The sequence below is a fragment of the Streptomyces sp. NPDC048461 genome (assembly GCF_055587105.1).
This window is the reverse complement of record NZ_JBVJGW010000048.1, coordinates 1-26,274: the sequence shown is the minus strand read 5'-3', so window position 1 is coordinate 26,274 and position 26,274 is coordinate 1. Positions and strand designations below refer to the sequence as shown.

At 74.5% G+C, this 26,274-nt stretch carries 28 protein-coding genes and 1 pseudogene; 19 read left to right on the top strand and 10 right to left on the bottom strand.

The genetic code is table 11. The features are described 5' to 3' along the window. From ACZ6S8_RS38130 to ACZ6S8_RS38120, 3 genes are all read left to right on the top strand, one after another. Nucleotides 1–618, top strand: a 618-nt coding sequence (locus ACZ6S8_RS38130) for a helicase-related protein (RefSeq protein WP_469462806.1), incomplete at its 5' end; no start/stop codon positions are given. A 75-nt stretch (nucleotides 619–693) separates the two neighbouring features. Continuing rightward, nucleotides 694–1,002 (top strand): SCO5918 family protein, encoded by a 309-nt coding sequence (locus ACZ6S8_RS38125; protein WP_351273901.1) that lies wholly within the window; start codon nucleotides 694–696, stop codon nucleotides 1,000–1,002. Between the two features lie 25 nt (nucleotides 1,003–1,027). Continuing rightward, nucleotides 1,028–1,408, top strand: a complete 381-nt coding sequence (locus ACZ6S8_RS38120) for a hypothetical protein (RefSeq protein ID WP_469462804.1) — start codon at nucleotides 1,028–1,030, stop codon at nucleotides 1,406–1,408. A 74-nt stretch (nucleotides 1,409–1,482) separates the two neighbouring features. Here ACZ6S8_RS38120 and ACZ6S8_RS38115 read toward each other — a convergent pair whose 3' ends face one another. After that, a complete protein-coding gene (locus ACZ6S8_RS38115) occupies nucleotides 1,483–2,559 on the bottom strand; it encodes an alpha/beta hydrolase family protein (RefSeq protein ID WP_469462802.1) in 1,077 nt (358 codons plus the stop codon). Between the two features lie 68 nt (nucleotides 2,560–2,627). Here ACZ6S8_RS38115 and ACZ6S8_RS38110 point away from each other — a divergent pair, with 68 nt between their 5' ends. The 3 genes and pseudogenes from ACZ6S8_RS38110 to ACZ6S8_RS38100 form a co-directional block, all read left to right on the top strand. Further along, the gene (locus ACZ6S8_RS38110) at nucleotides 2,628–3,227 is read left to right on the top strand and encodes a GNAT family N-acetyltransferase (RefSeq protein WP_469462800.1); all 600 of its coding nucleotides are present in this window, start codon (nucleotides 2,628–2,630) and stop codon (nucleotides 3,225–3,227) included. Further along, nucleotides 3,224–4,231, top strand: coding sequence for a PaaX family transcriptional regulator C-terminal domain-containing protein (locus ACZ6S8_RS38105; protein ID WP_469462798.1), 1,008 nt, complete (start codon nucleotides 3,224–3,226; stop codon nucleotides 4,229–4,231). Before ACZ6S8_RS38110 ends, ACZ6S8_RS38105 begins: the two co-directional genes overlap by 4 nt. Nucleotides 4,232–4,254: 23 nt before the next feature. Beyond that, nucleotides 4,255–5,139: pseudogene (locus ACZ6S8_RS38100) on the top strand (RNA polymerase sigma factor SigF); the annotation flags it as partial. A gap of 157 nt (nucleotides 5,140–5,296) precedes the next feature. Here the strand turns inward: ACZ6S8_RS38100 and ACZ6S8_RS38095 are convergent. Further along, nucleotides 5,297–5,659 carry an ATP-binding protein gene (locus ACZ6S8_RS38095; RefSeq protein ID WP_469462812.1) on the bottom strand — a complete coding sequence of 121 codons (363 nt, stop codon included), beginning with the start codon at nucleotides 5,657–5,659 and terminating at the stop codon, nucleotides 5,297–5,299. 656 nt (nucleotides 5,660–6,315) lie between these two features. Here ACZ6S8_RS38095 and ACZ6S8_RS38090 point away from each other — a divergent pair. Further along, nucleotides 6,316–7,665, top strand: a complete 1,350-nt coding sequence (locus ACZ6S8_RS38090; RefSeq protein WP_469462797.1) for an aminotransferase class III-fold pyridoxal phosphate-dependent enzyme — start codon at nucleotides 6,316–6,318, stop codon at nucleotides 7,663–7,665. A gap of 266 nt (nucleotides 7,666–7,931) precedes the next feature. Beyond that, entirely contained in the window at nucleotides 7,932–8,849 is a 918-nt protein-coding gene (gene pucL, locus ACZ6S8_RS38085; RefSeq protein WP_469462795.1) for a factor-independent urate hydroxylase, read from the top strand. 64 nt (nucleotides 8,850–8,913) lie between these two features. Here the strand turns inward: pucL and ACZ6S8_RS38080 are convergent, their stop codons facing one another. Further along, nucleotides 8,914–9,363, bottom strand: a complete 450-nt coding sequence (locus tag ACZ6S8_RS38080) for a histidine phosphatase family protein (protein ID WP_469462793.1) — start codon at nucleotides 9,361–9,363, stop codon at nucleotides 8,914–8,916. Nucleotides 9,364–9,549: 186 nt separating this feature from the next. Between ACZ6S8_RS38080 and ACZ6S8_RS38075 the strand changes: the two genes are divergently transcribed. The 4 genes from ACZ6S8_RS38075 (at nucleotide 9,550) to ACZ6S8_RS38060 (ending at nucleotide 12,259) form a co-directional block, all read left to right on the top strand. Beyond that, on the top strand, nucleotides 9,550–9,762 hold the full coding sequence (locus tag ACZ6S8_RS38075; protein WP_469462792.1) for a CbtB domain-containing protein: 213 nt from the start codon (nucleotides 9,550–9,552) through the stop codon (nucleotides 9,760–9,762). Between the two features lie 234 nt (nucleotides 9,763–9,996). Then, nucleotides 9,997–10,755, top strand: coding sequence for a CbtA family protein (locus ACZ6S8_RS38070; RefSeq protein WP_469462790.1), 759 nt, complete (start codon nucleotides 9,997–9,999; stop codon nucleotides 10,753–10,755). A 21-nt stretch (nucleotides 10,756–10,776) separates the two neighbouring features. Then, on the top strand, nucleotides 10,777–11,013 hold the full coding sequence (locus ACZ6S8_RS38065) for a hypothetical protein (RefSeq protein WP_469462788.1): 237 nt from the start codon (nucleotides 10,777–10,779) through the stop codon (nucleotides 11,011–11,013). Between the two features lie 163 nt (nucleotides 11,014–11,176). Beyond that, nucleotides 11,177–12,259 (top strand): PucR family transcriptional regulator, encoded by a 1,083-nt coding sequence (locus ACZ6S8_RS38060; protein ID WP_469462786.1) that lies wholly within the window; start codon nucleotides 11,177–11,179, stop codon nucleotides 12,257–12,259. A gap of 98 nt (nucleotides 12,260–12,357) precedes the next feature. On the opposite strand, the gene ACZ6S8_RS38055 is transcribed toward ACZ6S8_RS38060, so the two are convergent. Continuing rightward, on the bottom strand, nucleotides 12,358–12,567 hold the full coding sequence (locus ACZ6S8_RS38055) for a hypothetical protein (protein WP_469462784.1): 210 nt from the start codon (nucleotides 12,565–12,567) through the stop codon (nucleotides 12,358–12,360). Nucleotides 12,568–12,767: 200 nt separating this feature from the next. Here ACZ6S8_RS38055 and ACZ6S8_RS38050 point away from each other — a divergent pair, with 200 nt between their 5' ends. Together ACZ6S8_RS38050 and ACZ6S8_RS38045 are read left to right on the top strand one after the other, a co-directional pair. Then, complete coding sequence (locus tag ACZ6S8_RS38050; RefSeq protein ID WP_469462782.1) at nucleotides 12,768–13,133, top strand: hypothetical protein; 366 nt, start codon at nucleotides 12,768–12,770, stop codon at nucleotides 13,131–13,133. A 55-nt stretch (nucleotides 13,134–13,188) separates the two neighbouring features. Further along, nucleotides 13,189–13,359 carry a hypothetical protein gene (locus ACZ6S8_RS38045; RefSeq protein ID WP_469462780.1) on the top strand — a complete coding sequence of 57 codons (171 nt, stop codon included), beginning with the start codon at nucleotides 13,189–13,191 and terminating at the stop codon, nucleotides 13,357–13,359. 234 nt (nucleotides 13,360–13,593) lie between these two features. On the opposite strand, the gene ACZ6S8_RS38040 is transcribed toward ACZ6S8_RS38045, so the two are convergent. The 5 genes from ACZ6S8_RS38040 to ACZ6S8_RS38020 all read right to left on the bottom strand — a co-directional run bounded on the left by ACZ6S8_RS38040 (nucleotide 13,594) and on the right by ACZ6S8_RS38020 (nucleotide 16,878). Continuing rightward, on the bottom strand, nucleotides 13,594–14,484 hold the full coding sequence (locus ACZ6S8_RS38040; protein WP_469462777.1) for an ABC transporter permease: 891 nt from the start codon (nucleotides 14,482–14,484) through the stop codon (nucleotides 13,594–13,596). Further along, nucleotides 14,481–15,440, bottom strand: coding sequence for an ATP-binding cassette domain-containing protein (locus ACZ6S8_RS38035; protein ID WP_469462810.1), 960 nt, complete (start codon nucleotides 15,438–15,440; stop codon nucleotides 14,481–14,483). Before ACZ6S8_RS38035 ends, ACZ6S8_RS38040 begins: the two co-directional genes overlap by 4 nt. Beyond that, nucleotides 15,437–15,847, bottom strand: a complete 411-nt coding sequence (locus tag ACZ6S8_RS38030; protein ID WP_469462774.1) for a hypothetical protein — start codon at nucleotides 15,845–15,847, stop codon at nucleotides 15,437–15,439. Before ACZ6S8_RS38030 ends, ACZ6S8_RS38035 begins: the two co-directional genes overlap by 4 nt. 67 nt (nucleotides 15,848–15,914) lie before the next feature. Beyond that, nucleotides 15,915–16,313: a RidA family protein gene (locus tag ACZ6S8_RS38025; RefSeq protein WP_469462773.1), complete on the bottom strand. Its 399-nt coding sequence runs from the start codon at nucleotides 16,311–16,313 to the stop codon at nucleotides 15,915–15,917. A gap of 55 nt (nucleotides 16,314–16,368) precedes the next feature. Then, nucleotides 16,369–16,878, bottom strand: a complete 510-nt coding sequence (locus tag ACZ6S8_RS38020; protein WP_469462808.1) for an RrF2 family transcriptional regulator — start codon at nucleotides 16,876–16,878, stop codon at nucleotides 16,369–16,371. Nucleotides 16,879–17,036: 158 nt separating this feature from the next. On the opposite strand from ACZ6S8_RS38020, the gene ACZ6S8_RS38015 reads away from it, so the two are divergent. From ACZ6S8_RS38015 to ACZ6S8_RS38000, 4 genes are all read left to right on the top strand, one after another. Continuing rightward, on the top strand, nucleotides 17,037–17,864 hold the full coding sequence (locus ACZ6S8_RS38015) for a hypothetical protein (RefSeq protein WP_469462772.1): 828 nt from the start codon (nucleotides 17,037–17,039) through the stop codon (nucleotides 17,862–17,864). An 87-nt stretch (nucleotides 17,865–17,951) separates the two neighbouring features. Then, nucleotides 17,952–19,940, top strand: a complete 1,989-nt coding sequence (locus ACZ6S8_RS38010) for an FUSC family protein (protein WP_469462771.1) — start codon at nucleotides 17,952–17,954, stop codon at nucleotides 19,938–19,940. 98 nt (nucleotides 19,941–20,038) lie between these two features. After that, a complete protein-coding gene (locus ACZ6S8_RS38005; RefSeq protein WP_469462770.1) occupies nucleotides 20,039–20,743 on the top strand; it encodes a hypothetical protein in 705 nt (234 codons plus the stop codon). Continuing rightward, entirely contained in the window at nucleotides 20,731–21,990 is a 1,260-nt protein-coding gene (locus ACZ6S8_RS38000; RefSeq protein WP_469462768.1) for an ATP-binding protein, read from the top strand. The genes ACZ6S8_RS38005 and ACZ6S8_RS38000 overlap by 13 nt, the downstream gene beginning before the upstream one ends. A gap of 69 nt (nucleotides 21,991–22,059) precedes the next feature. Here the strand turns inward: ACZ6S8_RS38000 and ACZ6S8_RS37995 are convergent, their stop codons facing one another. Then, nucleotides 22,060–24,147, bottom strand: a complete 2,088-nt coding sequence (locus ACZ6S8_RS37995) for a PhoX family protein (protein WP_469462766.1) — start codon at nucleotides 24,145–24,147, stop codon at nucleotides 22,060–22,062. A 294-nt stretch (nucleotides 24,148–24,441) separates the two neighbouring features. Between ACZ6S8_RS37995 and ACZ6S8_RS37990 the strand changes: the two genes are divergently transcribed. Beyond that, on the top strand, nucleotides 24,442–26,124 hold the full coding sequence (locus ACZ6S8_RS37990; RefSeq protein ID WP_469462764.1) for a VWA domain-containing protein: 1,683 nt from the start codon (nucleotides 24,442–24,444) through the stop codon (nucleotides 26,122–26,124). Nucleotides 26,125–26,274 lie beyond the last annotated feature (150 nt).

The window sequence follows — 26,274 nt, the reverse complement described above, 5'->3', positions numbered from 1 at the left end:
ATCCTGCACGTCCACGGCGCGGACAAGCAGGCCACGACCACCGAGATCGCCGCCCGCGACGGACGGGTGATCATGTTCCTCGACACCAAGCACGCGGTGGACCGCCTCACCCAGGACCTCCTCAACAGCGGGGTCCGGGCAGCGGCGCTGCACGGGGGTAAGTCCCAGCCGCAGCGGACCCGGACCCTGGCCCAGTTCAAGACCGGCCACGTCACCGTCCTGGTCGCCACGAACGTCGCCGCCCGCGGCATCCACGTCGACAACCTCGACCTCGTCGTCAACGTCGACCCGCCGACCGACCACAAGGACTACCTCCACCGCGGCGGACGCACCGCCCGCGCCGGCGAGTCCGGCAGCGTCGTCACCCTGGTCACCCCCAACCAGCGCCGCGACATGACCCGCCTCATGCAGGCCGCCGGCATCACCCCGCAGACCACCCAGGTCCGCTCCGGTGAAGAGGCCCTGACCCGGATCACCGGCGCCCAGGCCCCCTCCGGCATCCCCGTCACCATCACCAACCCGGTGTCCGACCGGCCCAAGCGCAGCACCGCCTCCACCCGGGGACGCCGCAGCCGCCCCGCGCAGGAGCGCCGGCGCGCGCACGGCATGGCCGCCTGACCGGGCTGCGCCCGCCCGCTTCCGCTTCCGCTCCGTCGTTTCTTCCCGCGTACCCCGTCAAGTCTGTGAGGCATCATGCGCTTCGTCATCGCCCGATACCCCTTCGACCTCGAGAAGAGCGAGGTCGAGCAGTCGATGAAGGGCATCAAGCCCGAGCCCGTCACGGGAGCGTCCGTGATCATCGGCCGCCGGTCCTACCCGGTCAAGCAGGTCGGTGAGGTCATCACCCGTCAGGACCGCCGCGACTTCACGGCCGCCGAGGTGACGCGGGCCCTGGCCCGCCTCGGCTTCACCTGCCGCGACATCGCCGCGCCGGTCCCGGCGCCCGCGCTCACCCCGCTCCAGGAGGCCTCGGCTCTCCTCGGGTCCTCAACCGGCGTCTGAGAGCCCCTTGCTAGAGTCCGTGCCCATGTCGATCCCTGATGACCTGCTCGTCGATATCGCCACCATGGTCGAGTCGCAGCAAACCAATCAGATGTCCCTCACCGTCGTGGTCAACGGCGCCGTCATCACCGGCCGCCTCGCACCCGAGGGCGTCTGGCGTCAGCGCGTGGCGGAGGTCCTGCGGGACTCCGACCAACTGGGCCCGTTCGCGGACATCTTCAAGTCACCCGATCCGGCCGGCCCACCCGGGCCGGCCGCCGGGGCGGCCCCGTCCCACCTGCACTTCCACGTGGCGCGCATCCTCCAGGGCACCCTGGGCATCCCCGAGACGGGCGGGATGTACCGGATCGCGCTGAAGGACGTCGGCGCCTGGACGGTCGGGGACTTCAGCTACTCCGACAAGTGAGGCGGAACGCCCCCGGATCCGATCCGGGGGCGTTTCTCCGTTTCCGCGCCCCCTGCCCCCCTGCCCCCTCGCCCCTACCGCCGCTCCTCCAGGAAGCGCCTCTGGTCGTCGAGGAGGCCGGGCGGGAAGAGGGCGCGCGGCGCGAACACCGCCGTCAGCGCCAGCCGCCACGGGGAGCCCTCGACCGGTGTGCGGACCAGGGCGTGGGTGGCCCCCGGGTAGCGGCGCACGGTCAGGGTTCCGGGCGTGAGCAGGCCGCGGTAGACGGCCTCGGTCTCGGCGCCGTCCACGTTCAGGTCGTCGGCGCCCGAGATCAGCAGCACCGGCACGGGCGGCATCGCCCGCAGGTCGGCGGTGGCGTCCGCGGTGTGGTTCCGGCCGATGAACGCCCAGCGTTCGGCGGTGAGTTGCGGATCGGCGCCCGGGCTCGCGCGGTACTCGTCGTACGCCGCCCCGCGCCGCAGGAGCGCGAGCGTCTCCTCCCGGGCGCGCAGGGCGCGCGCCGTGCGTTCGGCGTCGGCCCCCTCGGCGCGCAGCCCGGCGCGCAGGTGGTACTCCCCCTGGCGGTGCCAGTTCACGGCGGTGCCGACCGCGATGACGAAGCGCACGCCGGGCGCCGGGGCCCGCGCCACCACCTTGGGCATCACCCACCCGGCCTGGCTCGCGCCCCACAGGCCCACCCGGGCGGGGTCGACCTCGGGGCGGGCGGCCGCCCAGGCGAGGGCGTCGAGGGTCTCGCGGGCCCGGTCGTCCATGCTCTGGCCGAGCCAGCCGGCGGGCTTGTCCAGGGAGAGCGAGGCGTATCCGGCCCGCGCGAAGGCCTCCCAGTACGGCCGGTAGAACCCCTCGTGGGTGGCGTCGACCTCGCCGTCGCCGTGGACGAGGACGACGAGGGGGAAGGGACCGGGGCCGCGCCCGGCCGGGGTGGCGAGCACGCCCCGCAGGTCGGTCCCGCCGGCCCGGACGGTGACGCGCTGCTCGCGCAGGCCGTAGTCGTGCTGCCACAGGACGACTCCGGTGAGGAGGACCGCGACGGCCAGGAGGGCGGCCGCGGTGCGGAGCAGGGCGGTGCGGAGCCTGCGGCGGGGCGGGCGGGGGCCGCTGCCCCCGGGCGCGGCCGGGCCGGGGCGGGGCGGGCGGAGCCGGATCACGGAAACTCCTCTGTTTCGATCACTTAAAGAACGATCGTAGCGACATCGAACGTATTAAGCTTGCCCGTATGACGACGGAGAAGAACACCGAGGTCCGGCGCGGGGTGCCCGAGGGCGCCGGCGAGCGCGTCGCCGAGCTGTACTGGGAGGCCTTCGGCGGCAAGCTCGGCGCCGCCCTCGGCCCCGCCGACGCCGGGCGGCGCTTCATCGCCGGGCACCTGCACACGGACCGGGCGGTGAGCGCTCTGTCCGGCGGCCGGCTGGTGGGGGTCGCCGGCTACCACCTCGCCGGCCGCGGCCTGGTCGGCGGTGACGCCGCCGCGGTCAGGGCCGCGTACGGGCAGGTCAGAGGGGTCTGGCGGGTGTTCCTGCTGGCGCTGCTGGAGCGCACCCCGGCCCGCGGCGAGCTCCTCATGGACGGCATCGCCGTCGACCCGGCCGAGCGCGGCCGGGGCATCGGCGGGCTCCTGCTCCGGGAGATCGAGGCGGTGGCCGCGGAACAGGGCTGTCGGCGGATCCGGCTCGACGTGGTCGCGGAGAACCCCCGGGCGCGGGCACTGTACGAGCGGCACGGGTTCCGCGCGGTCGCGGTGCGGCGCACCCCGTGGCTGCGGGACGTCCTCGGGTTCGGGGCCGTGACGACGATGCACAAGGAGGTGGCGCGGTGAGCGGGACGACGGCGGGCACGGGGCCGGCGGCGGCCGGTACGGGCGGGGCCGGCGCGACGGGGCCGGCGGCGGCCGGCGGCGTGCCGACCCGGATGGTCGTGCACGCCCTGGTCCGCGAGGACGGCACGGTCGACGGCGGCGAGCTGTACGAGGTGGCCGGCCTGCTCGGGATGACCGACCAGCAGGTGCGGCTGTGCGTGAAGCGGCTGGAGGCGGAGGGCCGGTTCACCGTCGGGGGACGCGGACGGCGGGCCGTGCTGCGGATGACGGCGGCCGCCGGGGCGGGGCCCGGGCTGCCGTCCGTGCCGGAGGTGGAGTTCGTACGGCACGCGTACCGCCAGGACCGCGGGCTGGAGCCGTGGGACGGCACCTGGCACGCCTTCGCCTTCGCCGTACCGGAATCGTCCCGGGCCGCCCGGGACTCCCTGCGGGACGCCCTGACCGGGCTGGGGGCCGCGCCGGTGCAGGGCGGGCTGTACGTCACCCCGAACGCGATCGGCCCGTACGTCCGGGGCCACGCCGCCGAGCTGGGCCTGTCGGCGGCGCTGACCTGCCTGACCACCCGCGACCTGGAGGTGGGCGGCACCGCGGACCCGGTGGCCGTCGCCGCCCGGCTGTGGCCCCTGCCCGGGATCGCGGCCCGCTACGAGACCCTGCTGCGGCTGGCGGCGGCCCCGGAGGACCCGGGAGGCGCCGGAGGCCCGGCGGGCGCGGGAGGGCCCGGAGGAGCCGCCCGACCGGCCTCCGCGGACACCGGGGCCTCCGCGGACACCGCGGGTACCGGGGCCGACGGGGCCGCGGCGCTGGCGGGCGCCGTCGCGCTCGCCGCGGCGTTCTCCGCCGCGATGCTCCCCGACCCGCTGCTCCCGCCCGAGCTGCTCCCGCAGCCCTGGCCGGGGGCCGTGGCGCGGGCCGCCGCGGCGCGGGCGTGGGACCGGCTGCGGGCCGGCGCCCCGGCCGGAGGGCCCAGGCTGTTCCGCCTGTACGCCGAGGCCGCGGGGTGATCCGGGCCGGTCGCAGGTAGGGTATGGGTGGGTTCAAGCGGGTATATCCCCTGGGACAGCGCGACGACGCGCCCCGGGCGCCCCCGGGTCACACCGTCGGAGGAGCGCAGGCCATGCACCGAACAGAGCTCACAGACGTCGCCACCCACGAGGCCCGGTCCCTGTCCGTGGCCCTGTTCCAGCGGCTCGCGGGGCTGCAGGAGGGCAGTACGGAGTTCAGCTACGTCCGCAACACCCTCGTCGAGCTCAACCTGAGCCTCGTGAAGTACGCCGCCCGCCGGTTCCGCGGTCGCAGCGAGCCGATGGAGGACATCGTCCAGGTCGGCACGATCGGCCTGATCAAGGCGATCAACCGGTTCGACCCGGAGCGCGGCGTGGAGTTCACCTCGTTCGCGATGCCCACGATCAGCGGTGAGATCAAGCGGTTCTTCCGGGACACGAGCTGGGCCGTCAAGGTGCCCCGGCGGCTCCAGGAGCTTCGGATCGACACCGCCAAGGCACACGACGCGCTGGAGCAGGACCTCGGCCGCGAACCGACCGACGCCGAGCTCGCCGCGCAGCTGCACGTGACCGCCGAGGAGCTCGTGGAGGGGCGGAAGGCGGCGCACGCCTATTCCGCGCGGTCGCTGGACGCCCCGGTGCAGGACGACGGCGACCGCGACGCCTACGCCGGCCGGCCCGCCCTCGGCGAGGAGGACGGGGCGTACGACCGGATCGAGTGCCTGGAATCCCTCAAGCCGATCCTGGCCGGCCTCCCGGAGCGCGAGCGGACCCTGCTCGCGCTGCGCTTCGGGCAGGAGCTGACGCAGTCGGAGATCGGTGAACGGCTGGGCCTGTCGCAGATGCACGTGTCCCGGCTCCTGAACCGGACCCTGGCGCGACTGCGCACCGGCCTCCTCACCGACGAGACCCACGAGGACCACGAGTCCGAGGAGGCCTCCGGGGACCCGGACCACCACCGGTCCGCCCGGGAGCACGGCGCCGCCCGGGACCACGGTTGCGCCGGGGACGGCGCCGCCGCCGAGGCGGCCGCCCGTACCGCGATCCGGGCCGCCGGTCCCGCCGCTACGCCCGGGTCCCCCGCGCAGGAATCTCCAGCCAGACCGTCTTGCCGGGCAGCCCGTCCGCGAACGGCTGCGCACCCCAGTTCCGTACGAGCCGTTCCACCACGATCAGTCCGTGCCCTCCCGGCAGCGACCGGTCGCCGGGCAGCCGGCGGCGGGGAATCTCGGGACTGTCGTCACTGACCTCGATGCGCAGCCGCTCGGCGTTGTGCCGCAGCACCAGCTCGCGCGGGCCGCCGGCGTGCAGGCAGGCATTGGTGACCACCTCGGACACCAACAGCAGCACGTCCTCCGCCGACTCCGCGCCGCCCGGCCACTCCCAGTCGTCCAGCGCCCGGCGGGTGAAGTCGCGACAGCGGCTCACCACCCCGGCCGTGGCACCTCCCAGAACCAGTCTCCGCGTTTGCTCGGCCACCGGTCCTCCTGTCTCCGCGCCCGTCCCGGCCGCACCTACCCCCGCCACAGTCGGCCAATCCCGAACCCCTGCGCCACTACATCCTCCAGAGTTTCACATCTCGGAAAACGAATTCCAGGATGCGGCAATTTAAGATCCGTATGGTCGATAGGATCAAGAACTCCCGGCGGAATGCAATGGCCGAGAGCCGCGTCGCCCCGATCACCGGCTCCTCCCCGGGCATCCGAGCAGCCGCCGCGCACCGGTTCGGCGCCGCGGCCCTCCGCGTCGTCGCCAGCGCGGCCCGCGGCGAAGAAGCCGGAAAAGCCCTGGCAGCGGAGCTGCCGGGGGCGTCTGCGTACAGGGTGACGCACCCGGCGCGGCGGACGCGCGGCGGGTCGCGCGGAGCGCCGCCGGCGGCAATGGACGGCTCGGCGTCCCGGTCGACACTGCGGGGGTGACGCGGGTCGTCCCGCTGGACGGCCCGGAAGCCGCCGGGCGCCGGCGCCCGGCGGGACACATCGGCCGTCGGCGCCGCCGACGGCCGCCGCCGCATCGTGTGACACCGCGCCCGTGTCCGCCGGAGGTGACCCCGGGTCCACATCCTGGACAACTACGCTCGCTTCATGAACCCAGAAGCCGACGCCCTCGCCGCCGTGAAAGAAGCCGACCGGAAGCACGTCTTCCATTCCTGGTCGGCTCAGGAGCTCATCGACCCGCTCGCCGTCGCGGGGGCCGAGGGCTCGTACTTCTGGGACTACCAGGGCAATCGTTTCCTCGACTTCTCCAGCGCCCTCGTCTACACCAACATCGGCTACCAGCACCCCAAGGTCACCGCGGCCATCGCCGAGCAGGCGGCCAAGCTCTGCACCGTCGCGCCCGGTTTCGCCGTCGACGTGCGCTCCGAGGCGGCCCGCCTGATCGCCGAGCGCACTCCGGGCGACCTCGACAAGATCTTCTTCACCAACGCCGGCGCCGAGGCGGTCGAGAACGCCGTCCGCATGGCCCGGGTGCACACCGGCCGCCCCAAGGTGCTGTCCGCGTACCGCTCGTACCACGGCGCCACCTCCACCGCGATCAACCTGACCGGTGACGCCCGCCGCTTCGGCAACGACAGCGCGACCGCCGGCGTCGTGCACTTCTGGGGCCCCTTCGCCTACCGCTCGCCGTTCTACGCGGCGGACCCGGCCGAGGAGTGCGAGCGGGCCCTGCGCCACCTGGAGGACACCATCGTCTTCGAGGGCCCGCAGTCCATCGCCGCGATCATCCTGGAGACCGTCGGCGGCGCACCGGGCGTCCTCGTGCACCCCGACGGCTACCTGGCCGGCGTGCGCGCGCTCTGCGACCGCTTCGGCATCGTGTTCGTCCTCGACGAGATCATGGTCGGCTTCGGGCGGACCGGAAAGTGGTTCGCCTCCGAGCACTGGGGCGTCATCCCCGACCTCGTCTGCTTCGCCAAGGGCGTCACCAGCGGGTACGTGCCGCTCGGCGGCGTCGCCATCTCCGCCGCCATCGCCGAGACCTTCGCCCGCCGCCCCTACCCGGGCGGGCTGACGTACTCCGGGCACGTCCTGGCCTGCGCGGCCGCCGTCGCCACCATCAACGTCATGGAGGAGGAGGGCACGGTCGAGCAGTCCGCCCGCACCGGCGCCGAGCTCCTCGGTCCCGGCCTGCGCGCGCTCGCCGAGCGGCACCCGTCGGTCGGGGAGGTCCGGGGACTGGGCACCTTCTGGGCGCTGGAGCTCGTACGGGACAAGGAGACGCGCGAGCCGCTCGTCCCCTACAACGCGGCCGAGGCCGACAACGCCCCCATGGCCGAGTTCGCGGCCGCCTGCAAGAAGGGCGGGCTCTGGCCGCTCACCGCCGGGAACCGCATCCACGTCGCGCCGCCCTGCAACATCTCGGCCGAGGACGTGGCCAAGGGGCTGGCCGTCCTCGACGAGGCCCTCACCGTGGCGGACGCGCACACTGCCTGACCTGCTCTTCTGTGGGGTCGCCCAATCCGTGGGTGCCGGTGTTCGGAGGATCCGTTCCGTGGCCGGAACACCGTGCGCGTGCTGCAATCCGTGCAGGCCCCGTCGTCGAAAGCGGGGCCGAAGCACCTACGGACCGGGATGCACGTCAGTCCCGGGGCGGCCCTTCGGGGCCGAACGGCGGGGAGCGGGCTGAGACCGCTGGACGCCGGGCGTACGGGATCCAGACGACCGGACTCCGTGTTCCCGAGTACCCGAAGGAAGACAGCATGAGCAAGCACGTCCTGGCGCAGAACCAGTACGGCAAGGCCGAGAACCGCATCGTCAAGGTGACCCGCAAGGGCAGCGACGGTTCCTGGCACGAGATCCGCGACCTCAACGTCTCGGTCGCGCTCCGCGGCGAGTTCCGCGACGTCCACCTCACCGGCGACAACGCCAACTGCCTGCCGACCGACACCACCAAGAACACGGTGTACGCCTTCGGCAAGGAGCACGGCATCGCCTCCCCCGAGGCCTTCGGCATCCTGCTCGCCAAGCACTTCGTCTCCTCGCAGCAGCCGATCCGCGAGGCGCAGATCCGCATCGAGGAGTTCGCCTGGGAGCGCATCCCGGTGCCGACCCGCAAGGAACAGCACTCCTTCGCCCTGAAGGGCACCGAGGTGCGCACCGCGCAGGTCACCTACAGCGAGACGACCGGGCTCCAGGTCATCTCGGGCCTGAAGGACCTCACCGTGATGAACTCGACGAACTCCGAGTTCCACGGCTACATCAAGGACAGGTACACGACGCTGCAGGAGGCGTACGACCGGATCCTGGCGACCAAGGTGACCGCGCGCTGGGCGCACTCGGCGCTGGCCGCGGACGACGCGGAGCACGACTGGGACCAGTCCTACAAGAAGGTCCGCAAGAACCTGCTGGAAGCCTTCGCGGAGACCTACTCGTACTCCCTGCAGCAGACCCTGAACCAGATGGCCGAGCGCGTGCTCGACAACTGCCCCAAGGTCAACGAGGTGCGCCTCAACCTCCCCAACAAGCACCACTTCCTCGTCGACCTGGAGCCCTTCGGCCTCAAGAACGACAACGAGGTCTACTTCGCCGCGGACCGGATGTACGGCCTCATCGAGGGCACCATCCACCGCGACGGCGTGCAGCCGGTCATCGCCACGTCCGACTGGATCGTCGCGTAGCGCACCGGCCCCCGCCCGGCCCGGACCGCCCCGCGGGGTCCGGGCCGTCCTGCGTCCGGGGGCGCTATCCCCGCTCCCGGCCCACCAGCAGGTTCCAGCGGCCCGCCCGGCCCGTCAGGGTCGTGACCGACTCCGGGCGCACGTCGAGCCGCCAGAAGGCCGCCGCGGGCAGTTCCAGGGCGTGCACCACGGCCGCCCGTACGACGGCCTGCTCGACCTCCGCCCGGTGCGTGCCCGGGGGCAGGGCGGCGAGCTCCGCGCCGACCCGGGCGATCAGCGCGTCCACGGACTCGCCGCCGGGCGGCGCGTACGCCGGGTCGGTGAGCCACGCGTGCACGGCGGCGGGGTCCTGCGCCGCCACCTCGTCCAGGGTCCGTCCGGCCCACGCCCCGGTGTCCGGGCCGCGCAGTCCCCCGAGGCCGGGGCAGGGCCGCCCGGATCCGAAGCGTGCCTGGCGGGCGGCCGTGTCCAGCGGGGGTCTCACGAGGTGGACTCGTACCGTCTGGGTCTTCATAAGGGGAGCGTAAGCGCGGTACGGTCGCGGACGACATCACCCATGACGACGGTACGACGGAAGCCCGGTGGAAATCCGGCACGGTCGCGCCACTGTGAGACCTCCCGCAGGGGAGGTGAGTCAGACCCGCCACTGTCGTCGCGAGCACCACTGACCGGGACGCGTGTTCCCCCTGGAGGTACTGCCATGGCCCACCCCGCCGTGCCCACGACGGCTCCCGCCGTCACCCCCATCTCCCTCTCCGCGCTCGCGCCGTGGGCGGCCTTCGTCGCCGTCCTCACGCTCGTCCTGCTGTACTTCGTCGGCATCGAGCAGGGTGCCACCGCGGTGTTCCAGGGCGAGACGGTCCACGAGTGGCTGCACGACGGCCGCCACCTGCTGGGCTTCCCCTGCCACTGATCCGACGCTGATCCGCTGATCCGCGGCCGGCCCGCGACCGCGCCCGCCGACCGCCCGTCGGTCCCCGGGCCTCCGGTCCGCCGCCGGCCGCACCGCCCGCCGATCCGCACCGCCACCGACCGCACCGCCCGCCGCACCTGCGCGCGTCACCGCCGCAGGTGCCCGCGGGATGCCCGGCCGGCGGTCCGCGCTCCGCGCCCAGATCCGTGACCGCTTCCGCAAGGGAACAGAACCATGAACTCCGTCTCCCCCCGCACGCTGCTCGTCCGCGGCATGCTCGCCGGCCTGCTGGCCGGCGCCGTCGCCTTCCTCGTCGCCTACCTCCTCGGTGAGTCCAAGGTCGACGCGGCCATCGCCATCGAGGAGGCGGGCGCCGCCGTCTCCGGCCACGACCACGGTGAGGAGGCACCGGTCAGCCGGGCCCTCCAGGCCACGGCGGGCCTCGGCACCGGCGTCCTGCTCTACGGGATCGCGCTCGGCGGCATCGCCTCGCTCGTCTTCTGCTTCGCCCTCGGCCGGATCGGCCGCTTCGGCCCGCGGACCACGGCGGCGCTGGTCACCGGCGCCCTCTTCGTCACCGTGACCCTGGTGCCGTTCCTCAAGTACCCCGCGAACCCGCCGGCCGTCGGCGACCCGGACACGGCCGCCCGGCGCACCGCGCTGTACCTGCTGATGATCGCCCTGAGCGCGCTGCTCGCGGCGGGCGCCCTGCTCCTGGGCCGCCGCCTCGCCCCGAAGCTGGGCAACTGGAACGCCTCCGTCGTCGCCTCCGTGGCGTTCGTGGCGGCCGTCGGCCTGTCGTACGCCGTCCTGCCGGGCATCAACGAGGTCCCGGCCGACTTCCCCGCCGCGCTCATCTGGGAGTTCCGGCTCGCCTCGCTGGCCATCCAGACCGCCCTGTGGGCGACTTTCGGCCTGGCGTTCGGACATCTAGCCGAAGGAGCCCTTGCGTCGGCTGCCGCACCCAAGAAGGCTGTGCAGCCGACCAGTTGACGATGAGGGGACCTGCAGCACATGCCGACGGCGATACGGGAGTGGCGGGGCTGGACGGGCGCCGCACCGTTCTGGCTGAACTCGCTCCTGCTGCTCCTGGCCCCCTTCACCGCCGTCACGCTGTTCGGTCAGATCGGCGTCATCGCGGCCCTCGCCGCCCTCGGCGGCCTGGCCCGCCACCTCTGGTACGGCGACTACGGCCACCCGGCCATCCACCTCGCCGCCGCGCTGATGGGCGCCGCCCTCGTCGTCGTGTGACCCCCGCCCGGTCCCCGCGCCGACCGGCGCGGTGACCGGGCGCCGTCGCGCGCGCGGACCGGGCGCCGACCCGCCGCGGTGATCCGCCGTCCCGCCGGGCCTCGGCGTGCCGGCAGCCTCCGGGGACAATGGGAGGCGAACGGGCGGCGGAGCGGGGGCTGGTGTGACGACGGGGACCACGGCGGGCGGGGCGGGGCGGGAGATACCGGCGGAGTACCTCGCCGGCTACCTCGCGATTCTCGCGGAGGTGGCCGCCACCGGCCGGCGGCCCGGACGCGAGGAGCTCGACGCCCGCCGGGTCCTGGGCGAGAAGGCCGCCGAAGCCGGGTACGGACTGCGCTCCCTGGTCGGCGCCCACCTGGCCGCGACGAGGACCGCGCTCGGCGGGCGGCACACCCCGGACCACCTGATGGCGGCCGTGGAACAGGCCGTGGACGCCTTCGCCGCCGGCCACGAGCGGGCCCAGCGACTGGCCGTGCGCCAGGAGGAGGCGGAGCGGCGGGAGTTCATCGACGACCTGCTGCTCGGCCGCAGCGACCTGGGGCGCCTGAGCGAGCGGGCCGCCCGGTTCGGGCTGCACCTGGCGCACGAGCACGCGGTGGCGGTGGCCCGCGGACCCGAGGCGTACGAGGACGCGGGCGCGGCGATCCGGCAGGTGGACCTGGCCATGGCCGGCAGGTTCGGAAACCGGACCTTCCTCCTCGCCACCAAGGACGGTCAGCTGATCTGTGTGGCCCCCGGCGACCAGGGCGACGTGCTCGCCCACTTCGCGAAGCAGGCCTACGCCGCCGGCGCCGAACGCGGGCTCGTCGCGATCGGCCGCCCCCACCCGGGCGCCGGCGGGGTCGTCACCTCGTACGAGGAAGGGCTGAACGCGCTGGACATCGCCGACCGGATGGGCTTCGAGGGGCCGGTACTGCGCGCCGCCGACCTGCTGGTCTTCCCCGTACTGGCCCGGGACCGGGCGGCCATCCTCGACCTGGTGGTGAGCGTCCTGGGACCGCTGCGCGCGGGCCGGGGCGGGGCCGGGCCGCTGCTGAGGACGCTGGAGGCCTACTTCGACTCGGGCTGCGTGTCCGCCGCCGCGGCCCGGCGGCTGAGCCTGAGCGTGCGGGCCCTGACGTACCGGCTGGAGCGGATCCACCAGTTGACGGGGACGGACCCGGGGGACCCGGTGCAGCGGTACACGCTCCAGACGGCGGTGATCGGCGCCCGCCTGCTGGACTGGCCCGACCGGCCGCAGTAGCGCCGGTCCCCGGGCCGGCCGGACCGGGACCGCGGGCCGAGCGGACGGCGGGCCCGAGCGGACGGCGGGCCCGAGCGGACCCCGGGCCGGACCGGGTGTCAGCCGGACCGGGGCTCCGGTTCCGCGGCGGCTCCGGCCGCCGGCGGCGCGGCGGGCAGGAAGGGCGGCGGACCGCCGGGCGTCGCACGGGACGACCCGGCCCGGTCCCGGTCCGGTGGGGGCGCCGTGCGCGAGGGTGCCGCCGGGCTCCGGTCGGGTGCGAACCGGGCCGCGCCCCTGGCCAGGGCGTACGCGTGAGGATCGTTCATGGCTCAAGGCAAGACCGCCGGGCGCACCCCCGCAACTCGCCGCCGGCCCCCTTTTCACCCGTCCGGGCGCACGGCCCCCGGCCGCCGCCCGGCCCCCGGCGCGGCGGACTGTGCGCCGTGGGGGGTGACTTCGTCCGCCGGTCGGGGGCTTCTCGGGCCCCGGACGGGAGCCGCCCGGCGTGTCGGGGCACACCCCTCGCATGATCGGGAGGCGGAGCGCGCGGACAGCCCTTGCCGGGGCCCTGACCAGGGTCCTGACGGTGGTCTGCGTCGTGCTGCTGTGCGTGTTCGGCGCCGGTCCGGCCGCCGCGACGGCCGCCGAGTCCCGCCCCGCGCCCTCCGCGCCCGCGGAGCCCGTCGAGGGATCGACCGACCCGGCCGCCGACCCCGAGGTGCGGGCGGCCGTACGGACGGTGACGCGCGGGACCCCGGGCGTACGACGGCTGCCGGCGGCCGTGTTTCACGTGAAACATCCCGGCCTTGAGCGGGCCTGCGGGCCAGCCGTGGCCGTGGCCGAACCGGTGGTGTCCCCGCGGGCGGTACGGAGTGTGGTCCTGCGCTGCTGAGCGGGCCGAGCAGCAGCGCACCCCACACCCCCCTCGAACACCGTGAGGTTCCGCCATGCCCATCGACCCGTACGCCGCTCTGAACGCCATGCTCCGCGCCGAGGCCGCCCGCTTCACCCCGCCGGCCCGCAAGCCCGAGCCCGCCGCCCCGCCGACAGCGGCTGCCGCGCCCGTCGAGTCCGAGAGCGAACCGAAGCGGACCGCACCCGCGGACTCGGCCGCGTAGGCGCGCCCGCCGGAGCCCGCCGGCTCCGGCTCCGCCGGCCCCGCCCCGACCCGGCCCCGGACGTGCGACAGCGCCGGTTCCCGCACCCCCCGGCAGCGGAGAGTGGTCACGTGAGGTTCGACCACGGGGCGCGGGAACCGGCGCCACCGCCAGTGTGGACCGCGCGGTCCCCCGGCCGCCTCGGCCGGAGGTACCGGACCGGCCCGGCCGGAAGGACGACCCCGCCGGCCGCCGCTACTTGCGGTTGTACAGGCGCATCGTGACGGGACCGAAGACCAGGACCAGGAGTCCGGCCCACCCCAGCGACCAGCCGATCGCGGCGGCCGGCCACTCGCCCGCCATCAGCCCGCGCACGGCGGTGGTCAGGTGGGTCACCGGGCTGTTGTTCACGAAGACCTGGAGCCAGCCGGGCATGGTGCTCGGGTCCACGAAGATGTTGCTGAGGAAGGTGAGTGGGAAGAGCACCATCATGCTCACGCCCATGACGGACTTCTCGCTGCGCAGCAGCAGCCCGAACATGGTCCACACCCACGAGAAGGCGAACGCGAAGACGATCAGCAGCGCCACCCCGGCGAGGACCCCGACGACCCCGCCTTCGGGACGGAAGCCGATGAGCAGGCCGACGGCCAGCATGACGGCCGAGGCGATGGCGTAGCGCAGCATGTCGCCCAGCAGGTAGCCGACCATCGTCGAGGGCCGCCAGATGGGGAGCGTGCGGAAGCGGTCGAAGACGCCCTTCTCGATGTCGGTGTTGACGGAGACGCCCGTGTACATCGTGATCATCACGATCGACATGACGAGGACACCGGGCAGCAGGGTCTGGATGTACGTCCCGGGGGAGCCGGCCAGCGCTCCGCCGAAGAGGTACGTGTACATCAGCACCATCATGATCGGGAACGCGGTGACGTCGAAGAGCTGCTCGGGGACGTGCTTGATCTTCAGGACGGCCCGCCACCCGAAGGTCAGCGAGGTCGAGAGCGCGCCGGGGCGGGGCGGGCGGCGGCCCGAGACGAGGAGTGCGGCGAGCCGGTCGGTGTGCGGGGCGGTGACGTCCTGCTCCTGGGCGGCCGCGGCGGTGTCCGGGCGGCCGCCGCCCGCTCCGGACTGCTCGGTGTTGACGCTCATGCCGCCCCCTTGTCGTCGGTCAGCGCGAGGAAGACCTCGTCGAGGCTGGGCTGCCCCAGCGCGAACGTGTCGACGACGATCCCGGCCCGCGCCAGCTCGGCCAGCGCCTCGGCGGCCGATCCGGCGTCGTCCACGCGGACGGTCAGCGCGACGGGGTCCGGATCGGGGACGACGGGCTCGTCGAGCACGGCGGTCAGGATCCGCACGGCCTCGTCCCGCCGCTCGGGGTCGCGCAGCCGCACGTGCACGCTGCCCGAGCCGACGGAGGCCTTCAGCTCGCCCTTCGTGCCCTCCGCGATCACCCTGCCGTGGTCGATGACGGCGATTCGCGAGGCCAGCTGGTCGGCCTCGTCGAGGTACTGGGTGGTGAGCAGGACGGTGGTGCCCTGGGCGACGACGGCGCGGACGATCTCCCAGACCTGGTTGCGGCTGCGCGGGTCGAGGCCGGTCGTGGGTTCGTCCAGGAAGAGCAGGTCGGGGGTGTTGAGGATGGACGCGGCGATGTCGATGCGCCGCCGCATGCCGCCGGAGTACTGCTTGACCTGGCGGCCGGCCGCGGCGGACAGCCCGAAGGCGTCCAGCAGTTCGGCGGCGCGCCCGCGGGAGGCGGGCCTGGAGTGCCCGAGCAGCCGGGCGAGCAGCACCAGGTTCTCGGTGCCGGTGAGGTCCTCGTCGACGGAGGCGTACTGGCCGGTGAGGCTGACCCGGCTGCGGACCGCGTCGGCGTCGCGGGTGACGTCGCGGCCGAAGACGCGGGCCTCCCCGCCGTCCGGGCGCAGCAGGGTGGCCAGCATCTTCACCACGGTGGTCTTGCCCGCGCCGTTGGGGCCGAGCAGACCGTAGACGGTCCCCTCGGGGACCTTGAGGTCGACCCCGTCGACGGCCCGGTTGTCACCGAAGACCTTGACGAGGCCGGTGGTCTCGATCGCGTGGCCGGAGGAACGCGTGGGACTCAGTCCTCGTGCGTGTAGTACCGGTAGAACGCCGCCAGGCCCACGCCCACCCCGACGGCGAGGCCGATCACGGTGGAGCGGAGCACGCTGGCGTCGGTGAGGCTGTGCAGGTAGCCGGCGGCGATGCCCAGGAACGCCCCGTACGCGGCGGCGTGGACCTCGCGCCGCATCCGGGAACCGATCCTGGCGAGGGCGAACATGATGCCCGCGAAGATCGCGCCGCACAGGATGCCGTAGAGGACGTTGCCCGCGTTGACCGGGCCCGTCTGGCGCTCGATGAAGGCGGCCCAGACGCCGTAGACGAGTCCGGCGAGCAGGGGGCGTGCGATGGCGCTCCGGCTCGTGTGGTGGGCCGTGTCCGCCGTCGGGCGGTGCTGCCGCCCGGGGGCGGTGGGTGCCGCATGTGCCATGACGGGCTCCTCTCTCCCATCATCCAGGGCACACCCGCCACCGCCGACCGGCAACTGGATCACGCGGTCAGGAGCCGCGCACCGCCACCGCGTCGACCTCGAAGAGCATGTCCGGCAGGGCGAGGGCGGCGACGCCGATCAGGGTCTGGGCGGGCAGTTCGGTGCCCCAGGTGGCGTCCAGCTCCTTGAGGAGCACGTCCAGCTTCCCCTGGTCGTGTCCGACGACGTACGTGCCGATGCGGACGACGTCGGAGGGGTCGAGGCCGACCGCCGCGAGGGCGGTGCGGAGGTTGGCGAAGGCCCGTGCGACCTGGTCGGCGAAGTCCCCGGAGACGACGTGCCCGCTCTCGTCGGAGCCGTACTGCCCGGCGATGAAGACCTGTTCGCCGGGTGCGGAGACGATGTGGCTGTAGCCGTAACCGGTCGGGGTGTGGAGTCCTGCCGGGTTGGTGATGCTGCGCGTCATGTCTGGCTCCCTGGTTCCGTTGCCGTACGTGGGATGCGAATGCCGCTGAGACGCCCTAGGAGGCCGCGAGCCATGCGCGGAGGCGGCCGGGGGCCCCGGGGGCCTGGCGTTCGGCCTGCTGCCGGATCCCGTCGAGGTCCTGGGCCGCGAGGGCCTGCCGCCAGGCCAGTTCGGCCCGGGTCATGGCGTGCGCGATGGCGCAGGCGGCGGGCGGGGCCGCCTCTGCATCTCCGGTGTCGGCCGCGGTGTCGGCCCCGGCCGGGGCTCCCCCGGGGCCTTGGCGGCGGATCTCCGCGCACCGGAAGGCCTCCTCGGGCCCCTCGACGGCGGCGACCACGTCCATGAGCGAGATCTCGGCGAGCGGGCGGGCCAGCCGGAAGCCGCCCCGGGGCCCCGGCGAGGAGGTGAGGATCCCCGCCCGCGCCAGCGCCTGGAGCTGCTTGTTGAGGTACGCGGCGGGCAGGTCGTGCCACGCGGCCAGCCGGGCGGCCGAGACGGCCCGGTCGGGCCCGTTCCAGGCCAGGTTGACGCAGCTGTGCAGCGCCCACTCGACGCCCTCGCTCATCTTCATATTCTGGATACTAGATGTCCAGGATAAGGAAGGCAAGGGACCCCTTCCCGCACCTCTCCCGCGTCCCGCCCGCGTCCCGACCGCCACCCGACCGCCACCCGACCGCAGCAACACCGCTCGCGCCGCGGTCCCCGCCCGCATTCCCTGGTGACGTGCGCACCATCCTGTCGGCGGTACTGATCGTGCTCGTGGCGCTCCTCGTGCCCGCGAGCGCCGTCGCGTACTGGGCCGACCGCGACCTGGGGAACGCCGACCGTTACACCGCGGCCATGTCCCCGCTCGCCACGGACCCGGCCGTCCAGAACGTCGTCGTCACCCAGGCCGCCCGCGCCCTCGCCGGGCAGATCGACGCCGGCCCGTTCCAGGGCGGGGTGGACGCCCTGCTCGGCGAGGCCCTGCGCTCCTTCGCCGGCACCCCCGCCTACCGGACCGCCTGGGACGCCGCGAACCGCGCCGCGCACGCCGCCTTCCTGGAGGCGCTCACCACCGGCGACGGCAACGCCGTCTCCATCGACCTCGCCCCCGTCATCGCCGAGGTCAAGAACGAGCTGGTCGGCGACGGAGTGCCCTTCGCCGACCGCATCCCGGTGACCCGCGTCTCCGTGGAGGTCATGGAGTACGACAACCTCGGCGCGCTCCGCAGGGGGTTCCGCATGCTCCAGATCGCCGGCGTCTGGCTCCCCCTCCTGACCCTGCTGCTGGCCGGGGCGGCCATCGCCGTCGCCGTCCACCGCCGGCGCGCGGTGATCGCGACCGGCCTGGGGCTCGCGGTCGGCGCCGGACTGCTGTGGATCGCGGTCGAGGTGGGCCGCCGGCTCACCCTCGACGACCTGCCGGCCGACATCGACCGGCCCGCCGCGGGAGCGGTCTACGACGCCCTCACCGCCTTCCTGCGCACCACCGCCTGGGCGGTGCTGGCGGTCGGGCTCGCCGCCGCCCTGGCCGCCTGGCTGGCAGGCCGGCTGCGCCGGACCCCATAAGCTCGGAAGGTACGGGTACCAACGTAGGCATTACGGCGCAGAAGCGCCCAGAAGAATCGATTCGCGAGCGGCGGCACGGAAGCGGGAATGAGCACCGAACGCACCGGACGGATAGCGTCCCGGACCTCCCGGAACCATCCCCTGGCCCCACCCTCCTGGCTGCTCGACGGCCTGCGGCCGAGCAGCGCACCCATCCCCTGGGCCGCCGTGCTGCGCGCCGCCGTCGCCCTCGCCGCACCGCTCGCCGTCGGCTTCGCGCTCGACCAGCCCGAGTACGGCGCGCTCGTCTCCATGGGCGCCCTCTCCGGCGTCATCGGCGACACCGCCGACGCCTACCGGATGCGCGTCCTCAACATCGCCGTCCCCCAGCTCGTCGGCGCCGTCGGCGTCGCCCTGGGCACCCTCGTGTTCGGGCACGGCTGGCTCGCCGTCGGCGTCCTCACCCTGATCGCCCTCGTCTCCGGGATGATCTCCTCCATCGGCACCGTCGCCTCCGTGTCCGGACTGCTGCTCCTGCTCAACGCCGTCATCGGCGCCGGCCTCCCGCTGCCCAGCCCGTGGTGGACGGCGCCGCTGCTGATGACCGCGGGCGGACTGTTCGTCCTCGCGCTGAGCCTCCTGGGCTGGCCCCTGCGCGGACGGCAGCCGGAGCGCGCCGCCGTCGCCGCCACCTACCGGGCCCTCGCCGACAGCCTGGAGTCCTCGGGCGACGCCGCGTACGAGGACCACCGCCTGCGGGTCACCCAGGCCCTGAACCAGGCCTACGACCTCGTCCTGGGCCGGCGGGCCCGGGTCCACGGCCGCAGCCCCTCCCTGGTGCGGATGCTGGCCCAGCTCAACGTCGTCATCCCGCTCGTGGAGGCCGCGCCCGCCGTGCACCTGCGCGGCCGCCCGCTGCCGCCCGAGGTCCCGGCGGCCGTACGGGAGCTGGCCGCCGCCGTCGAGTCGGGCCGCACCGGCACCCCCGACCTGGACCTGCCCGCCCCGCACGGCCAGGCCGAGCGGGCCCTCGACGCCGCCCTGCGCCACGCGGCGACCATCGTGCTGCTCGCCGAGCCCGACCCGTACAACGTCGACGACCGCCTGGGCCGGCCCGCCGCCCTGCGGGTGCGCGCCCGCCGGGCGGTCCGCGACATGATGTTCTCCCGGGCCTCCTGGCGGTACGGGCTGCGCCTCGCCCTGTGCATCGGGCTCGCCCAGTGCCTGGTCTCGCTGATCGAGGTCGAGCGGTCCTACTGGGTGGCCCTCACCGTCACCTTCGTCCTCAAGCCCGACTTCGGCTCGGTCTTCTCCCGGGCCGTGCTGCGGGCCCTGGGCACCGCGGTCGGCCTCGTCCTCGCCGCGGCCGTGCTCGCCGAGGTGCCGCGCGGCTGGTGGGCCGTGCCGGTGATGATGGTGCTGGCCGCGCTGATCCCCGCCTTCTCCGCCAAGGGGTACGCCTTCCAGACCGCCGCGATCACCCCGGTGATCCTGCTGCTCTCCGACCAGCTCAACCACCAGGGCTTCGACCTGATCCGCCCCCGGCTGCTGGACAGCCTGATCGGCTGCGCCATCACCCTCGTCGCGGGGTACCTACTGTGGCCCGAGAGCTGGCGCACCCGGATCGGAGACCGGCTCGCCGACACCGTGGACGACGCCGCCCGGTACGTCGAGCGGGCCTTCGCACCGCTCCCCGACCCGTCCGCGCTGCCCGCCGCCCGGACGGCCCGGCTCCAGGCCCGGCGGCGCATCTACCGGGACCTGTCCGGCGTGCGCAGCGAGTTCCAGCGGGCCCTGACCGAACCCCCGCCGATCGGGGCGCGCGCCGCCGCCTGGTGGCCGCTGGTCGTCGCCGTCGAGCGGATCGTCGACGCGACCACCGCCGCGCGGGTCCGCGTCAACCACGGGGCGCAGGCCCCCCCGGCCGACGAGGTCGAGCAGGTGACGCGGCAGCTGCGGTCCCTCGCCGACGGGGTCCGCCGCGGCACCGTGCCCGTACGGGTCGACGGCGGCCCCGGGGGCGACCCGGCGGGCGTGCTGGCGCCGGTCCACCAGGAGGTCGCGGCGGCCCGCGCCCTCGCCCACCCGCCCACCTGACCGGGGGCGACGACCACCGCCCGCCGGAGCCCCGGCTCCCGCTACCCGAACGGACCCGCGGGCGGGCCGCGGGGCGGGCCCCGGGGGAGCATCGGTACATGCACCGCGCCCCGGCCGTGATCGTCCTCGCCGCCGCCCTCGCGGCCGCGTCCGGGTGCGCCGACGTGGACGGGCTGCAGAACGACGGCGACCTCGGGACCGTCCGCTCCCCGCTGACCCTCTGGAAGGACATCCGGCCCTCCCCGCCGGGCCCGGGCGGGACACCGGGGACGGCCGCCGTCGTCCCGGGGCTGCCCAAGGTGCCGGCCCTGACCATGCGCGGCGTGGACCCGCTGGCCGTCGTACGGGCCGACATCACCTCCGCCACCGCCCAGGACGGCGGCACGGGCCGGCTCGTCGACCCCCGCGCCGCCGGGCGGCTCGCGCAGTGCACCGACGCCGCCGACGCCGACTGCCCGGTGCGCCCCGGCGTCCTGCACGACCTGACGGGCAACGGCCGCGAGGAGCTGATCACCGCCGTCGACATCGACGGCCGGGTCAGCGAGCTGCGCGTCTACACCGTCCGGGACGACGGCTCCGTCGTCCGCATCCTCTCCCGTCGGGGGGTCCTGGAGGGCGTCGAGGTGGCCGCCGAACACCTCGCGGTCCGCGAGCCCACCTCGAACCCCGACTACGTCTCGGTCTCCGACTACGTCTGGGACCCCGACGCCGGGATCATGAACCTGTCCCAGCTCACGCTCGACGAGTGCCCCGCCCTCACCGACGTTCCGCTGCGGGCCGACGGGTCGCGATGCGCGCGCTGAGCAGCCTGCGCTGGAAGATCGCCCTGACCACCACCATGGTGTGCTGCATGGTCGCCGCGGCGCTCGGCGTGCTGGTGCACAACGTCGTCGCCCGGCAGATCGTCGGCGAGGTCCGCAAGGACGCCGACCGGGACCTGGACCACGCCATCGGCCACTACCAGTACGGCACCGCGCACGGGGACGTGAACGTCGCCCTGGACCCGCCCGCACTGCCGCGGCCGCTGCGCGAGGTGGTCGCCCGCGGGGACACCGGGAGCATGGTCGGGGAGCGCGCCGGCCGGCCCGTCATGTGGGCCGCCACGCCCGCCGACGACAAGGCCCTCGCCGTCTGGGTCCCGTACGAGGAGACCCGCGAGCGGCTGCGAGACGTCGACACCGCGATCCTCGCCTCCTCGGTGCTCGCGGCCGGGGTCGTGGCGCTGGCCGGCCTGTTCCTCGCGAACCGGATCAGCCGCCGGCTCGCGACGACCGCCGCCGTGGCCCGCCGGATCAGCGCCGGGGACCTGGACGCCCGCGTGGGCCTCCGGGCCGATGGCGACGGCCCGGGCTCCGGCCGCGCCCACGACGAGGTGGGCGACGTCGCGCAGGCACTGGACTCGATGGCCGGGTCGCTCCAGGAGCGGCTGGAGGCGGAGAAGCGCTTCACCGCCGACGTCGCGCACGAGCTGCGCACCCCGCTCACGGGCTCGCTGGCCGCGGCGTCGCTGCTGCCCGACGGCCGCCCCAAGGAGATGATCGTCGACCGGCTCAAGGCCCTCCACCTGCTCACCGAGGACCTGCTGGAGATCTCCCGGCTGGACTCGGGCGTCGAACGGGCCGACCTCGGCCGGGTGGACCTCGGGCGGGCGGTGGAACGGGCCGTCGCCGGGACCCGGCTGGCCGTCTCGGTACGGATCGTCCACGACACCGTCGTCCTGACCGACCGGCGGCGCCTCGACCGGATCCTGGCCAATCTGCTGGTCAACGCGCACAAGCACGGGCAGCCGCCGGTGGAGGTGACCGTGGACGGGCCGGTGGTGACGATCCGCGACCACGGCGCCGGGTACCCGCCCGAGCTCATCGAGCAGGGCCCGCAACGGTTCCGCACCGGGGACCCGGGACGCGGCCGCGGCCACGGGCTGGGCCTGACGATCGCGGCCGGCCAGGCCGCGGTGCTGGACGTCTCGGTGGACTTCTTCAACGCACCCGACGGGGGTGCGCTGACCACCCTCACGCTCCCCGTCGGGCCGCTGCCGGTCGGCAGTTGAACGGCCCGTGGGCGGTGTTTCACGTGAAACACCGCCCACGGGCCCGGTACGTCCGGTCAACCGGCCTTCTCAGACACCGATGTTGCGGCCGTCCTTGCGCCAGACGGAGACGACCGCCGGGCGGACGATCTTGCCGGGTCCGTCGGGCCACACCGACTGCGGCTTCTCGACGGACGCGCCGTCGATCTCGCCCGGGTGCTGGACGGCGACCAGCACGCGCTTGTCCTGGATCAGCGGACCGCAGGTCTCGGCGCCGCGCGGGACCGTGAGGAACTGCTTCAGCTCACCGCGGCGGTCACCGGCCGTCGCGACGCCGAACAGGCCGTCGTGGGAGCCGAGCTGGTTGCCGTCGGTGGAGATCCACAGGTTGCCGTGCGGGTCGAACGCCACGTTGTCCGGGCAGGAGATCGGGCTGACCTTCTCCTTCGGGAAGCCGGCGAAGTAGGTGGCCGGGTCGTTCGGGTCGCCGGCCACGAGGAACAGCCGCCAGGCGAAACCGTCGCCGGCCGGGTCGTCGAAGTTCTCCGCGAGCTCCAGGATCTGGCCGTGCTTGTTCGCGTTGCGCGGGTTCGGCTCCGTGGCGCCCTCCTTGCCGGGCTTGCCGCGGTCGGTGTTGTTGGTCAGCGCGACGTAGACGCGACCGGTGCGTGGGGACGGCTCGACGTCCTCGGGGCGGTCCATCTTGGTGGCGCCCACCTTGTCGGCGGCCAGGCGCGTGAAGACGTACACCTCCTCGGCGGTCATGCCCTCGACGTGCGAGACGTTGCCGGTGGCCAGCTTGATCCACACGCCGGAACCGTCGAACTCGCCGTCGGCGGGCAGCTTGCCCGATCCGTCGAAGGCGTCGGCCGGGGAGTCCCCGGTGAGCTTGGCAACGTAGAGGGTGCCCTCGTCGAGGAGCGTGAGGTTGTGCTCCTTCGCCGCGCGGCTGCCGCCCTTCTTCATCTGCTTGCTGGAGACGAACTTGTAGAAGTAGTCGAAGCGCTCGTCGTCGCCCATGTAGACGACGGGACGGCCGTCCTCGGTCAGGCGGGGCTGCGCGGCCTCGTGCTTGAAGCGGCCCAGCGCGGTGCGCTTGCGCGGGGTGGACTTCGGGTCGTACGGGTCGAGCTCGACGACCCAGCCGAAGCGGTGCGACTCGTTGGGCTCCTGCGCCGTGTCGAAGCGCTTGTCGAACCGCTCCCACTTGCGCTCGGTGGCTCCGGTGGTCATGCCGTAGCGCTTGAGGCGGGCGGCCTGGACGGGGTCGGTGACCTGGCCGGCGTTGGCGAAGTACTGGTTGAAGTTCTCCTCGCCGTGCAGCGTGGTGCCCCACGGGGTGGTGCCGCCCGCGCAGTTGTTGAGGGTGCCGAGCACCTTCGTGCCGGTGGCGTCCGCGGAGGTCTTCAGCAGGGCGCTGCCCGCGGCCGGACCGGTCATCCGGAACTCGCTGGTGGCGGTCAGGCGGCGGTTGAGCTGGTGGCGCGAGACCGCGGTCAGCTTGCCGCTGCGGTGGTCCTCCTGGACGACGACCACGGACAGGCCGTGCGCGGCCCAGGCGATCTCGACCTGCTCGCGCGTCGGGTTGGCCGGGTCATAACCCTTGAACATGAGGATCTCGTCCGTGTACTCGTGGTTGGCCACGAGCAGCTGCTGACGCTCGTAGTCACCGCCGAGCGGGAGCAGGCTCAGGAAGTCGTTGTTGTAGCCGAACTGCCCCGCCTGCGCCGCCGCGGTCTGCCGGTCCGCGTTGAAGCCCGGCGCGCCCTTCACGATCGGCTCGCCCCAGCGGATCACCACGTTCTGCTCGTAGCCCTCGGGGACGGTGACCTTGTCGGCGGTGTTGGGCGCGACGGACGTGAAACGCAGCCCGCGGGCGGCCTCGCCGGGCCGGCCGGCGCCCTTCGCGGTGTCGGCGACGGGCGTCGCCTCGGCGCTCCGGCCGCCGCCGGCGCCGAGGGTGACGGCCGAGCCGGCGGCGGTGGCGACCGTGACGACGGCGGCCGAGCGCAGCATCGAGCGGCGGGAGTAGGCGCGGGCTATGACGTCACCGGCGTACTCGTTGTCGCTGGTGTTCGGCACCTCGTGGAAGCATGCGTCACCGCAGCGGTAGCGGCAGGTGAGAGCGGAACGGCCGCTCCCATGCGGGTTGCCGATGAGCGGCAGAAGCTTGCGCACGAGTGTCCTCCGAGGCTGCGTGGGCGCCGACAACGTGTCGGAATCAATCCAGCCGTGACGCTAGGCGCGGGGTGCGCCGGTGCGGCGGCGGCAGGATGAACGGGCGGTGAACCCGGCACGGCGGAGAGGGAGTTCGGGTCGGGGGCCGGAACCTCGCGGCAGCCGGGCGCCACGAAGGGCGCCCCTGCCGAAGTTCCAGCCGGGCGGCCGATAACCTTACGTGTCCACTCTGGGCAGGGATCATCCGCGCAGCACGGACATATGACTCACGCACTCATGCGAAAGGCCTGGCCCATGGGTATTCGGAGCTTGTTGCGCAAGGTGTTCGGACGGTCTACGGAACCGGTTCCGGAAACGTCGGACGCCACTTCCCCGGCCTTCCCGAGCCAGGCGGAACGCACCCCCCTGGACGCGGCGGCCGATCTGGTGGCGGCGTCCTTCGACAACCCCACCGTTCCCCCGCAATCCGCCCCTCGCGACCGCGAACCGGGCACCCTCCTCACGGCGACGACCACGGACCCCACGGTTCCGGAGGCCCGCCGGCCCGCGCCGTCCGGGGGCCGGCCGAGCCCCGCGGATTCCCCCGCGCCGGAGGCGGACACCACCGCCGCCGACCCCGCCGTTGACGCCGCCGCGAAGCCGGAAGCGGAGCCGGAGCCCGTGGCGGCCGCTGCCGCGCCGGAGGGCCCGGCCGCCGAGGTCACCGCCCCGGAGCCCCAGGAGACGGCCCACGACGCGCTCCAGGCCCGGGACGAGGCCCCCGCGGCGGAAGCCGACACCGCTGCCGCGCCGGAAACGGAAGCCGAAGCGGAGCCGGTGGCCGCGACTGCGGCCGCCGAGCCCGTCGCGGCCGAGCCGGTTGCAGCCGAAGCCGTCGCGGCCGAACCCGTCGCCGCCGAGCCGGTAGCGGCCGAGCCCGTCGTGGCTGAACCCGTAGCGGCCGAGCCCGTCGCCGCCGAGGTCACCGCCCCGGAGCCGGAAGCCGTCCCCGAGCCGGCCCCCGCCCCGGAAGCGGAAGCGGAGCCCGTCGCCGTGGCAGCCGAGCCGGAGGCCGCCCCCGTGGCGGCCGCGCCGGAGCCCGTCGCCGCTCCCGAGCCGGTCGTCGCCCCCGAGCCCGTCGCCGTTCCCGAGCCGGCGGCGGAGCCCGTACCCGTGGCGGCCCGGCCGGAAGCCGCGCCGGAGCCCGTGGCCGTGCCCGCGCCGGAACCCCTTGCCGCACCGGAACCCCTCGCCGCGCCCGAGCCCGTCGCCGTCCGGGCGGAGCCGGTGGCACCGGAGGTCCTGGACGTGGCCTCGGCCGCCGTTCCGGGGCTGGCCGGTTCCGCCCACGCGGCAGCCGCCGTACGCCGCCGGGCCCCCGGGGTCGCCGGTGCGTACAAGGCCGCCGCGCAGGTGCTGCGCGGCAAGGGCCGGGCGGGTGCCCGCGCCAAGGTCTACCTCGTCCTGGACCGGTCGGGCTCCATGCGCCCGTTCTACAAGGACGGCAGCACGCAGCACCTCGCCGACCACGCCCTCGCGCTCGCCGCCCACCTGGACGAAGAGGCCACGGTCCACACCGTGTTCTTCTCCACGGAGGTGGACGGCGCCGCCGACCTCACCCTCGACGGGCACCGCGCCTCCTGGATCGAGGCCCGGCACGCAGCGCTCGGCCGGATGGGCCGCACCAACTACCACGTGGCCGTCGAGGCCGTCGTCGAGCACTACCAGAAGGCGGGCGGCGAGGGCCCGGCCCTCGTCCTCTTCCAGGTCGACGGCGCCCCCGACAACCGGCAGCCGGCCCGCCTCGCCCTCGCCGAGGCGGCCGTCACCGCACCCGGCGTCCGCTGGCAGTTCGTCGCCTTCGGCGAGCACGAGTCCAAGGCGTTCGACTTCGTCCGCAAGCTGGACGCGGCCAACGTCGGCTTCTTCCACGCCGGTCCGGCCCCCGCCGAAGTCCCCTCGGCCGCCCTCCTCAAGGGCGTCCTGAACGGCTTCTAGCCCCGCCGGCGCACCACGGCCGCACGTGCAGAAGGGGGGGGGGCCCCCCCCCCCCCCGGGGGGGGGGGCCCCGGGGCCCCCCCGCCCGGCGCCCCCCGCCCCCCCCCCCCGGCCGGGCGGCCCGGGCCCCGGGGCCCCCCGCGCCGCGGG

Coding starts and splice junctions, on each gene's coding strand:
- ACZ6S8_RS38125 (WP_351273901.1), top strand. CDS start 694: ATGCGCTTCGTCATCGCCCGATACCCCTTCGACCTCGAGAAGAGCGAG.
- ACZ6S8_RS38120 (WP_469462804.1), top strand. CDS start 1,028: ATGTCGATCCCTGATGACCTGCTCGTCGATATCGCCACCATGGTCGAG.
- ACZ6S8_RS38110 (WP_469462800.1), top strand. CDS start 2,628: ATGACGACGGAGAAGAACACCGAGGTCCGGCGCGGGGTGCCCGAGGGC.
- ACZ6S8_RS38090 (WP_469462797.1), top strand. CDS start 6,316: ATGAACCCAGAAGCCGACGCCCTCGCCGCCGTGAAAGAAGCCGACCGG.
- pucL (WP_469462795.1), top strand. CDS start 7,932: ATGAGCAAGCACGTCCTGGCGCAGAACCAGTACGGCAAGGCCGAGAAC.
- ACZ6S8_RS38080 (WP_469462793.1), bottom strand. CDS start 9,363: ATGAAGACCCAGACGGTACGAGTCCACCTCGTGAGACCCCCGCTGGAC.
- ACZ6S8_RS38075 (WP_469462792.1), top strand. CDS start 9,550: ATGGCCCACCCCGCCGTGCCCACGACGGCTCCCGCCGTCACCCCCATC.
- ACZ6S8_RS38070 (WP_469462790.1), top strand. CDS start 9,997: ATGAACTCCGTCTCCCCCCGCACGCTGCTCGTCCGCGGCATGCTCGCC.
- ACZ6S8_RS38065 (WP_469462788.1), top strand. CDS start 10,777: ATGCCGACGGCGATACGGGAGTGGCGGGGCTGGACGGGCGCCGCACCG.
- ACZ6S8_RS38055 (WP_469462784.1), bottom strand. CDS start 12,567: ATGAACGATCCTCACGCGTACGCCCTGGCCAGGGGCGCGGCCCGGTTC.
- ACZ6S8_RS38050 (WP_469462782.1), top strand. CDS start 12,768: ATGATCGGGAGGCGGAGCGCGCGGACAGCCCTTGCCGGGGCCCTGACC.
- ACZ6S8_RS38045 (WP_469462780.1), top strand. CDS start 13,189: ATGCCCATCGACCCGTACGCCGCTCTGAACGCCATGCTCCGCGCCGAG.
- ACZ6S8_RS38040 (WP_469462777.1), bottom strand. CDS start 14,484: ATGAGCGTCAACACCGAGCAGTCCGGAGCGGGCGGCGGCCGCCCGGAC.
- ACZ6S8_RS38030 (WP_469462774.1), bottom strand. CDS start 15,847: ATGGCACATGCGGCACCCACCGCCCCCGGGCGGCAGCACCGCCCGACG.
- ACZ6S8_RS38025 (WP_469462773.1), bottom strand. CDS start 16,313: ATGACGCGCAGCATCACCAACCCGGCAGGACTCCACACCCCGACCGGT.
- ACZ6S8_RS38020 (WP_469462808.1), bottom strand. CDS start 16,878: ATGAGCGAGGGCGTCGAGTGGGCGCTGCACAGCTGCGTCAACCTGGCC.
- ACZ6S8_RS38010 (WP_469462771.1), top strand. CDS start 17,952: ATGAGCACCGAACGCACCGGACGGATAGCGTCCCGGACCTCCCGGAAC.
- ACZ6S8_RS38005 (WP_469462770.1), top strand. CDS start 20,039: ATGCACCGCGCCCCGGCCGTGATCGTCCTCGCCGCCGCCCTCGCGGCC.
- ACZ6S8_RS38000 (WP_469462768.1), top strand. CDS start 20,731: ATGCGCGCGCTGAGCAGCCTGCGCTGGAAGATCGCCCTGACCACCACC.
- ACZ6S8_RS37990 (WP_469462764.1), top strand. CDS start 24,442: ATGGGTATTCGGAGCTTGTTGCGCAAGGTGTTCGGACGGTCTACGGAA.